Source organism: Streptomyces sp. NPDC044033 (genome assembly GCF_056434425.1).
On the sequence record NZ_JBWKFF010000033.1, the window covers coordinates 1 to 9,931 of the forward strand.

The window sequence follows — 9,931 nt, forward strand, 5'->3', positions numbered from 1 at the left end:
CCTTCTTCCCCATCCCCCCCCCCTTTCGCGGCTCCCGCTTCTTCCCCCCCCCCCCCCCCCCCCCCCCCCCCCCCCCGCCACGGGCCGCACCGGTTCAACAGTGCGGCCAGTCAACAACTCCGCAATGAGTCAACAACTCTGCGCAGAGTCGACAACGGGGAACTGCATTCATGAACGGAACGCCGATGATGCGCTTCGGTGAAGTGCTCGTCGTATTCGAAGGACCCGACCGGATCAGCTGGCGCGCGATGGAGCGCGGGGAGTGGGCGCCCGACGGGATCTGGCCGGGACAGACGATCCGCGCACTCCTGGCCGAGCATGTCGACAGCGGTTCGCCGCTGCTCGTCGTCCTGGACGAGGCGCGCGACACCGTGCCCGTACTGCGCGAGGAATGGGAACGCGCGCCGTACCCCGTACGAGCCGCGCTGGCCGGCGCCCACCTGGTCGCCCGGACCGAAGCGGCCGGGGCCCGGACGGCCCGGACCGCGGAGCAGTCCAAGGCCGAAAGGGCGACCCCCTGCGGGGAGTTCGCCCGGTGCGCGGAGCACGGCGAGATCATCGAGGTGCGGGTGCCGTTCCTCGACTGGCTGCCGGAGACCGTACGGGCCCGCGCCGCCGCATTCCTGGCGGACAGCGACGAGACGCTCGCCCGCACACCGACCGCGCTGCTGCCGCCGCTGCTCCTGGAGGACGACCGCCCGCACCGTCAACACGACGCGCCCCACGTGCGGTTCGCCATCCGGCTGCTTCCCGGAGCGCTCACCTCGGTGCGGCTCTCGGCTGCCGTCCGCCACATCTTCGGACGCAGGACCGCCCAGTGCGAGGGGACCGCGGCTCGCTACGGCGGTACGGCGGTGGCCTGCTGATGAACGATCACGAGCGGACCGCCGCCGACGGCGCCTTCGCGCTGCTGAGCCGCGACGAACTCGGCGTGGCCATCGCCACCATGGCCTTCGCCGGACTGGCCCGTACCCGGCCCGCCCCGGACGGCGGGCCCCAGCCGGGCGGCGCCGAACCCGAGGGGGGCGACCTCTGATGCCGCGCTCCGTGCTCGTCACCGGCGGCAACCGCGGCATCGGGCTCGCCGTGGCGCGCGCCCTGCGGGACGACGGCGACAGCGTCGCCGTCACCCACCGCGGCGACGCGCCGCCCGAGGGCCTGTTCGGCGTACGGGCCGAGATGACCGACCCGGACAGCGTGGACGCGGCCTTCACCGAGGTGGAGGCCGCGCAGGGCCCCGTGGAGGTGCTCGTCGCCAACGCGGGCATCACCCGGGACATGCCCTTCCTGCGGATGGCCGAGCAGGACTTCCTCGACGTCGTCGACACCAACCTCGGCGGCGCGTACCGCGTCGTGCGGCGCGCGGCCCGCTCCATGGTCCGCGCCCGCTGGGGCCGCATCGTCCTCATCTCGTCGATGGTCTACGCCTACGGCGCGCCCGGCCAGGCCAACTACGGCGCGTCCAAGGCCGGCCTGCTCGGCCTCGCCCGCTCCCTGGCCTGGGAACTGGGCCCCCGCAACATCACCGTCAACCTCGTCGCCCCCGGCCTGATCGACACCCAGATGGGCCGGAGCGTCACCGACCGCCGCCGCACCGAACTGGCCCGCATCACCCCGCTCGGCCACCCCGGGACCACCGACGACGTGGCCGCGGCCGTGCGCTATCTGACGGGGGAGTCCGGGCGCTATGTGACCGGGGCGGTGCTGCCGGTCAGCGGCGGGCTGGGGCTCGGCGGATGACGCGGACACGAGAAGGCAGGGCACGAGAAGACAGGACAGGAGAGGACATGACCGACCGAGCCGACCGCACCATCCACCTCGCGATCTCCGGCACGTACTCCAGCGGCAAGAGCACCACCACCGAGGCGGTCTCCGTCGCCACCGGCATCCCCCGCACCCACGCCATGACCGCCCGGCAGATCCTGATGGACGTCGCGCCCGGCAAGCAGCTGGAGGAGCTGTCGGCGGCGGAGCTGATGGCGCTCGGTCTGCGGCGCTTCGAGGAGCGGGTGCACAACGAGGCGACGTCCGGCTCCTTCGTCTCGGACGGCTCGGTGATCCACGAGTGGGTCTACGGGGAGGCGCGGATGCGCGTCGGCGTCAACCCCGGCGCGAACCTCCTGCTGCGGTCGGTCAAGACCGTCGCGGGGCTGCCGGTCAAGCGCTTCTACCGGCAGTACACGCAGGCGTACGGGCAGATCGCCAAGGCCCGCGCCAAACGGATCTACGACGCCTACGTCCACCTGCCCGTCGAATTCGAGATGAAGGCCGACGGGCACCGGCCGGTCTCCGAGCACTTCCGCAAGGTCTCCGACGACCTGCTCATCGAGACCCTTGAGGAAATGGAGATCCCCCACCACATCGTCGGCGGCACGGTGCGCGAACGCGTCGAGCGGATCATCGAGCTCTTCGGGCTGCCCCAGGTGATGCCGCTCGACGACGCCATCGCCATCGCCGAGGAGCGGGTGCGCGCGGCCATCGAGGTGATCGAGAACGACGCCCGGTACCACGACGCCCAGCGCGCCAAGTCCTGGCGCAGGCGGGTGGCCTTCGCGATGCGCTACTGACGGCCGCGGCGGGCCCGGCCAGGCGGCACAGGGCACGAACGTTAAGATCGGCGCGCCGACCGTACAGCGCCGACCAGCGGAGACGACCCGATGACCGACCCGGCAGGCCCGCCACCGGCGCACCCGTACGGCGACCGCGCCGCGCACGATCCGTACGTACGCGTCCGCGGCGCCCGCGAACACAACCTGCGGGCCGTGGACGTCGACATCCCGCGCGACGCGCTCGTCGTCTTCACCGGGGTCTCCGGCTCCGGCAAGAGCTCGCTGGCCTTCGGCACCGTGTACGCGGAGGCCCAGCGCCGCTACTTCGAGTCCGTCGCCCCGTACGCGCGCCGGCTCATCCACCAGGTCGGCGCGCCCAAGGTCGAGGAGATCTCCGGGCTGCCGCCGGCCGTCGCCCTGGAACAGCGCCGCTCCGCGCCCACCTCCCGATCCTCCGTCGGCACCGTCACCACCCTCTCCAACTCGCTGCGGATGCTCTACTCCCGCGCGGGCGACTACCCCGCCGGCGCGCGGCGGCTCGACTCGGACGCCTTCTCGCCCAACACCGCCGCCGGGGCCTGCCCCGAGTGCCACGGCCTCGGCCGCGTCCACCGGGTCACCGAGGACTCCCTCGTGCCCGACCGGAACCTCTCCATCCGCGAGGGCGCCGTCGCCGCGTGGCCCGGCGCCTGGCAGGGCAAGAACCTGCGGGACATCCTCGCCGCCCTCGGCCACGACCTCGACCGCCCCTGGCGCGAGCTGCCGAAGGCCGACCGGGACTGGATCCTGTTCACCGACGAACAGCCCGTCGTCACCGTCCACCCGGTGCGCGACGCGGGCCGCATCCAGCGCCCGTACCAGGGGACGTACATGAGCGCCCGGCGCTATGTGCTGCACACCTTCGCCGACTCCAAGAGCAGCACGCTCCGGGCGCGCGTCCAGCGGTACCTGGTCAGCGGCGCGTGCCCGGCCTGCCGGGGCCGGCGGCTGCGGCCCGAGGCGCTTGAGGTCACCTTCGCGGGGCGCGACATCGCCGTTCTCGCGGCCCTGCCGCTGAGCGCGCTGGGCGACCTGCTGCGGCCCGCCGCCGCCAAGGCCGACGAGAGCCCGGCCGCGCTGCTCGCGGCGGACCTCGTCGCCCGCGTCGACGTGCTCACCGAACTCGGCCTCGGCTATCTGAGCACGGACCGGCCCACCCCCACCCTGTCCGCCGGCGAACTCCAGCGGCTGCGGCTCGCCACCCAGCTGCGCTCCGGGCTCTTCGGCGTCGTGTACGTGCTCGACGAGCCCTCCGCCGGGCTGCACCCCGCCGACAGCGCGGCCCTGCTCACCGTCCTGGACCGGCTCAAGGCCGCCGGGAACTCCCTCTTCGTCGTCGAGCACCACATGGACGTCGTGCGCCGCGCCGACTGGATCGTGGACGTGGGGCCGCACGCCGGGGAACACGGCGGCCAGGTGCTCTACAGCGGCCCCGTCGCCGGACTCGCCGACGTCGCCGCGTCGGCGACCCGCCGCTTCGTCTTCCCGGACCCCGCGGCGCCGGCCGCCGAGCCCGCCCGCCGCACCCCCTCGGGCACGGTGCGGCTGCACGGCGTCACCCGGCACAACCTGCGCGACCTCGACGCCGACATCCCGCTGGGCGTCTTCACCGCCGTCACCGGGGTTTCCGGCTCCGGCAAGTCGACGCTGATCAGCCAGGTGCTCGCGGACGCCGTCGCCGAACACCTGGGCGGTGACAGCACGGACGCCGCTGATGCCGCTGCTACGGGCGAGGAGCCGGCCGCCGTAGCCGACGGGCCGTACGAGGTGCGGGCCAAGGGGCTGGAGGCCGTCGACCGGCTGGTCCGCGTGGACCAGAAGCCCATCGGGCGCACCCCGCGCTCCAACCTCGCCACCTACACCGGGCTCTTCGACGCTGTGCGGAAGGTGTTCGCCGCGACCGACGAGGCCCGCGCCCGCGGCTACACCGCCGGCCGGTTCTCCTTCAACGTGCCCGCCGGGCGCTGCGGGACCTGCCAGGGCGAGGGCTTCGTCGCCGTGGCACTCCTCTTCCTGCCCGGCACCTACGCCCCCTGCGCCGCCTGCCACGGCGCGCGCTACAACCCGCAGACGCTGGAGATCACCTACCGGGGGGCCACCATCGCCGACGTGCTCGGCATGACGGTCGACGCGGCGGCAGCCTTCCTCTCCGACGTGCCCGCCGCGCGGCGCGGCCTCGCCACCCTGCGGGACGTGGGCCTGGGCTATCTGCGGCTCGGCCAGCCGGCCACCGAACTGTCCGGCGGCGAGGCCCAGCGCATCAAGCTCGCCACCGAACTCCAGCGCACGCACCGCGGTCACACCCTGTACGTGCTCGACGAGCCCACCGCCGGGCTGCACCCGGCCGACACCGAGCTGCTCCTGCGCCAGCTGCACGGGCTCGTGGACGCGGGCAACTCCGTCGTGGTCGTGGAGCACGACATGGCCGTCGTCGCCGGGGCCGACCGGGTCATCGACATGGGGCCGGGCGGCGGCGCGGCGGGCGGCAGGGTCGTCGCGGCCGGCACGCCGGAGGAAGTCGCCCATGCGGAAGAGAGCCTGACGGCGCGGTACCTGCGGGCGGCGCTGGCCGAATCCGGGGCGAACGGCTGACGGCCATCCGGGTGGGCAGCCGGGTGGGCAGGCCGGTGGGCGGCCGGGTGGGCAGCCGCCACCGCCGCACCGGTACGCACGTCCGTACGCGCCCTACCGGCGCCCCCACGGGTCACTTAGGCTGCTGTGCGGTCGGCGGCGACGCCCGCCGAGGCGCCGGTCGGCGCCCCTCCCGGCGCCGGGTACCCCGTCGCCGTGCTCAGACCGGGACGGCGGGGCCGGAAGGGGCGGCCCCTCTCCCCGGTACGGAGTCCCGCAAGGCGACGGTGCACCTCCTCCTTGATCCTGGTGACCTGTCGTGTCCGTGATCCGCTCGGCGCCGTGAGCCCGTCGCGGCGCCGACGGGCCGTCAGCGGCGGGCGCACGCCGCCAGCCGCCACAGTGGGGAGACCGCGCATGTCCAGCAGATCGCACAGACCCGCCGCCTCCGGCCTCGACCGGCGTACGTTCCTCGCCGCCGCGACCGCCGCCGCGGGGGCCGTCACCATCGGGGGCCTCGGCACCGCGAGCGGCGCGGCCGCCGCCGGGCCCACCGGCCACGGCACGACCCTCGCCTCCGTCGCCGCGCCCCGAGGCACCGGCGGCTACCGGCGGCTCGGCGAGGGCCCCGGCTGGCCCCGGCTCCTGCGCTCCGAGCTGGCCGGCACCAAGCGGGGCCGTACCGAGCGGCGCACCACGCTCGCCTCCTTCGTGCAGTTCACCGACATCCACCTCACCGATGTGCAGCACCCGCTGCGCTACGAGTTCTTCCGGGCCGGCGGCCCCGGGGCCTGGCGGCCGCACGAGGCGCTCACTCTGCCCGGCGTGGTCTCCCTCGTCGAGCGCGTCAACGCGCTGCGCCGCGGCCCGGAGACCGGGGAGCCGTTCTCCTTCGTCATCACCACCGGGGACAACGGCGACGAGAACGCGCGGATCGAGGTGGAGTGGTTCCTGACCGCCCTGAGCGGCGGCCGGCTGAACCCCAACACCGGCGACCCGGACCGGTACGAAGGCGTGCAGGACAGCGGCCTGCCGCTCTACTGGCACCCCGAGCGGAGCCTGCGCGACCAGGACAAGGCGGTCGGCTACCCGCGCATCGACGGCTATCTGGACGCCGCCATGCGCCGGTTGAGCAGCCCGGGGCTGAACATCCCCTGGTACTCCACCTTCGGCAACCACGACCTGCTCTCCGGAGGCTGCTACCCGGCCGCCGGTACCTGGATCGAGGATGTCTGCGTCGGGTCGAAGAAGCTTCAGATCATCCCCGCCGAACAGGCCAAATGGCTGATGGACGGCGAGGCGAAGGGGGTCGACCCCAAGGGCGACCGGATCAAGGCGGTGCTGCGCGAACACCGCGCGGAGATGCGCACGGTCACCCCCGACGACCGCCGGGTGCCGCTGACGGCCCGTCAGTACGCGGCCGCGCACCTCGAACCCCGCCACCGCGGCCCCGGGCCCCTCGGCCACGGCTACACCCACGAGAACCTCGACTCCGGCGACCTCTACTACACCTTCCGCGTCTCCGACCGCGTCATCGGCGTCAGCCTGGACTCGACGGACCCCGGCGGCCACTACCAGGGATCGCTGGGAACCTCGCAACTCCGCTGGCTGGAGCGGGTGCTGAAGCGGCATCAGGACGAGTACGCGCTGGTCTTCAGCCACCACGCGAGCTGGAGCATGGACAACCTCACCCCCGACCCCACCCACCCGGGCGAGCAGCGGCACGGCGGCGACGAGCTGATCGCGGTCCTCCAGCGCCACAGCAATGTGCTGGCCTGGATCAACGGCCACAGCCACCGCAACCGGATCAGGCCGCGCGGCACCTTCTGGGAGATCTGCACCGCCTCGCACGTGGACTACCCGCAGCTGGCACGCGCCATCGAGGTCACGGACAACCGGGACGGCACCCTCTCCCTCTTCACCACCCTGATCGAGTCCGCCGCCCCCTACCGCACCGACTTCGAGGACCTCTCCCGGACCGGCCTCGCCTCCCTCTACCGGGAGCTGGGCTCCAACGCCCCGGGCGCCGACGCCACCCTCGCGGGCGACCCCACCGACCGCAACACCGAACTGCTGCTGCCCCGGCGCTGAGAACCGCCGCCCGCCCCTGGCCACGGCATGCCTGACTGCCCGTCATGGTCGGGTCGGGCCAGGGGGATCGGGATTCCGGACGGCGGTTCAGCCCGCCTCCTCCGGCGCGGGGGCGGGCCGGCCCTCGCAGGCGTCGACCATCTCCCGCCAGTTGCGGATGAAGTCGCGGCGGGCCGCGGGGGTGAGCAGGCCGAGCGCTTGGCGCAGCGGCTCCGTGCGGACGCGGGCGAAGCGCTCGACCAGTGGGCGGTGCCGCTCCTCGACGCTGACGATCGTCCGCCGCCGGTCGTGCTCGTCCTCCGCGCGGCGCACGAGCGCGCCGCGGTGGAGTTCGTTGACGAGCTGGCTGGTGGTGGTCGCGCCGAGAGCCATCCGCTCGGCCAGCTCGCCGACGGACGCGGGGCCGTCCATCGCGAGCGAGATGAGCGGTGTCAGATGCCGGTTGGAGAGCCCGGAGCCCGAGAGGAGGGCGCGCAGTTCCTCGGGCACGTCCTCGTCCGGGTCGCGCACGTGCCGCAGGAACCGGGCCATCAGGCGCATCAGCGCCTTCAGATCGTCATCGACGGTCGGCGCGTTCGCGGCCGGGCTGCTGTCGGCGGGACGATCGTCGGAGGTCAACTGGTATGACATGGCGTGAAGTTCAACATGTTCGATGACACATCGCAAAGTGATGCAAGAGTCAACTGAATCTGTCCCCGGCGCACCCCCGCGGACGCTCGTCGCCTTCGGCGCGGCCGATAGCCGACAGTGCGCCGACGAACACCGCGGCAGCCCCTTGACATACCGCCGTCACCACGCGCCATGCTCGTGCGCGGACCGCGCGAGCAGCACGTGACCTGGCATTACCGGCATGACGACATGAGGGGGACGCCCGTCCATGACCCGCGCACTGATCATCGGCGGCGGAGTCGCCGGCCCCGTGGCCGCACTGGCGCTGCGCAAGGCAGGCATCGACTCCACGGTGTACGAGGCGTACCCGCGAGGCGCCGACGACGTGGGGGCATTCCTCATGCTCTTCGGCAACGGACTCGCGGCACTGCGCAGCGCCGACGCCCTCGCGCCCGTACACGAGCGCTCCTTTCCGGCCGAAAGCGTCGAGTTCTACAGCCGGACCGGCGAACAGCTCGGCAAGCGCCCCCTCAGGGGCTCCGGGGAGGACGGGCTCACCCCGCGCACCATGGACAGGGCCGACCTGCACCGCGCCCTGCACGAGGAGGCGGCGCGGCAGTCCATAGCCATCGAGTACGGCAAGCGCCTCGTGGACGCCGCCCCGGCCCCGGGCGGCGGCGTCGTGGCGGCCTTCGACGACGGCAGCCGGGCCGAGGGCGACCTGCTCATCGGCGCCGACGGACTCCACTCCCGCACCCGGACGCTGCTGGACGAGGCCGGGCCCCGCCCCCGGCACGCGGGCCAGAGCACCGTCTGCGGCCGGATACCGCACAACCCCGAGGCCGCGCCGCCCGGCACGTACCGCATGATTTTCGGGGACCGGGCGTTCTTCGGCTGCACCACCGCGCCCGACGGCCCCACCTACTGGTTCGCCAACATCCCCGGCGAGGAGCTCGCGCGCGACGAACTGGCCGCGATCACCCCCGCCCAGTGGCGGCAGCGGGTCGCCGACGTCTTCGCCGGCGACAGTACGCCCGCCGCCGGCATCGTCTCCGCCACCGGCACGGAGATCGTCGCCCGCAACACCTACGACATCCCCTCCACCCCCGTATGGCACGACTCCTCCATGGTCATCATCGGCGACGCCGCCCACGCCACCGCGCCCAACGCCGCGCAGGGCGCCTCCCTGGCCATCGAGGACGCCGTCGTCCTCGCCCAGTGCCTGCGCGATCTGCCGGACCCCCCGCAGGCGTTCGCCGCCTACGAACGGCTGCGCCGCGAGCGCGTCGAGCGGGTCGTGGCCATCAGCGGACGCCTCGCCGCCCGGGACCCGGACGCCTCCTCGTCGCGCACCCGCGACGCGCGCACCGCGCGGGCCCTCGACCGCGACGAGGGCCAAGGCGACACCGACTGGCTCGTCGGCTATCGCATCGACTGGGACGAGAAGACCGGCTGAGCCGGGAGAGCGCCGAGTTGCCGCGCGTGGGCGCTGCGGCACACTGGTGCTCATGCCGGAGCTCCCGGAAATCGAAGCCCTTGCCGGATACCTCGCCGACCACCTGACCGGCCGTACGGTCGCCACGGTGCTCCCGCTCGCGGTGAGCGTCCTCAAGACGTACGATCCGCCGCTCGGCGCCCTGGAAGGGCGGACGGTCACCGGCGTACGCCGCCGGGGCAAGTTCCTGGACCTCGCCGCGGACGGCGGGGCGGAGGGGCCGGCCGTGCACCTGGTGATCCACCTGGCCCGCGCGGGCTGGCTCCGCTGGCGCGAGGAGTTCCCCGCCGCACCGCCCCGGCCCGGCAAGGGGCCGCTCGCCCTGCGGCTGCGCCTGGCCGGGCCGGACGGAGCGCCGGGCGCGGGCTTCGACCTCACCGAGGCGGGCACCCAGAAGCGGCTCGCCGTGTACTGCGTCCGCGAGCCCTCCGACGTGCCGGGCGTCGCTCGGCTGGGCCCGGACCCGCTCGACGCGGACTTCACCGCCGAGGGGGGGGGGGGGGGGGGGGGGGGGGGGGAGGGGGGGGGGGGAGGGGGGGGGGGGGGGGGGGGGGGGGGGGGGGGGGGGGGGGGGACG

General features: G+C 74.0%; 8 protein-coding genes and 1 pseudogene. 8 read left to right on the forward strand and 1 reads right to left on the reverse strand.

Annotation, left to right across the window (positions count from 1 at the left end; genetic code table 11):
- Nucleotides 1-170 precede the first annotated feature (170 nt).
- The 6 genes from AC07AB_RS36730 to AC07AB_RS36755 all read left to right on the forward strand — a co-directional run bounded on the left by AC07AB_RS36730 (nt 171) and on the right by AC07AB_RS36755 (nt 7,250).
- On the forward strand, nt 171-866 hold the full coding sequence (locus tag AC07AB_RS36730) for a hypothetical protein (protein WP_478576321.1): 696 nt from the start codon (nt 171-173) through the stop codon (nt 864-866).
- Nucleotides 866-1,036, forward strand: a complete 171-nt coding sequence (locus AC07AB_RS36735) for a hypothetical protein (protein ID WP_478576323.1) — start codon at nt 866-868, stop codon at nt 1,034-1,036. Before AC07AB_RS36730 ends, AC07AB_RS36735 begins: the two co-directional genes overlap by 1 nt.
- Entirely contained in the window at nt 1,036-1,740 is a 705-nt protein-coding gene (locus tag AC07AB_RS36740; RefSeq protein WP_478576324.1) for an SDR family oxidoreductase, read from the forward strand. The genes AC07AB_RS36735 and AC07AB_RS36740 overlap by 1 nt, the downstream gene beginning before the upstream one ends.
- Before the next feature lie 47 nt (nt 1,741-1,787).
- Nucleotides 1,788-2,567 carry an AAA family ATPase gene (locus AC07AB_RS36745; protein WP_478576326.1) on the forward strand — a complete coding sequence of 260 codons (780 nt, stop codon included), beginning with the start codon at nt 1,788-1,790 and terminating at the stop codon, nt 2,565-2,567.
- 90 nt (nt 2,568-2,657) lie between these two features.
- Entirely contained in the window at nt 2,658-5,180 is a 2,523-nt protein-coding gene (locus AC07AB_RS36750; protein WP_478576327.1) for an excinuclease ABC subunit UvrA, read from the forward strand.
- A gap of 396 nt (nt 5,181-5,576) precedes the next feature.
- Nucleotides 5,577-7,250, forward strand: a complete 1,674-nt coding sequence (locus tag AC07AB_RS36755; RefSeq protein ID WP_478576328.1) for a TIGR03767 family metallophosphoesterase — start codon at nt 5,577-5,579, stop codon at nt 7,248-7,250.
- Between the two features lie 87 nt (nt 7,251-7,337).
- On the opposite strand, the gene AC07AB_RS36760 is transcribed toward AC07AB_RS36755, so the two are convergent.
- Entirely contained in the window at nt 7,338-7,880 is a 543-nt protein-coding gene (locus AC07AB_RS36760) for a MarR family winged helix-turn-helix transcriptional regulator (protein ID WP_478576330.1), read from the reverse strand.
- A gap of 247 nt (nt 7,881-8,127) precedes the next feature.
- Between AC07AB_RS36760 and AC07AB_RS36765 the strand changes: the two genes are divergently transcribed.
- Together AC07AB_RS36765 and AC07AB_RS36770 are read left to right on the forward strand one after the other, a co-directional pair.
- Entirely contained in the window at nt 8,128-9,315 is a 1,188-nt protein-coding gene (locus tag AC07AB_RS36765; RefSeq protein ID WP_478576332.1) for an FAD-dependent monooxygenase, read from the forward strand.
- Nucleotides 9,316-9,367: 52 nt separating this feature from the next.
- Nucleotides 9,368-9,866: pseudogene (locus AC07AB_RS36770) on the forward strand (DNA-formamidopyrimidine glycosylase family protein); the annotation flags it as partial.
- Nucleotides 9,867-9,931 lie beyond the last annotated feature (65 nt).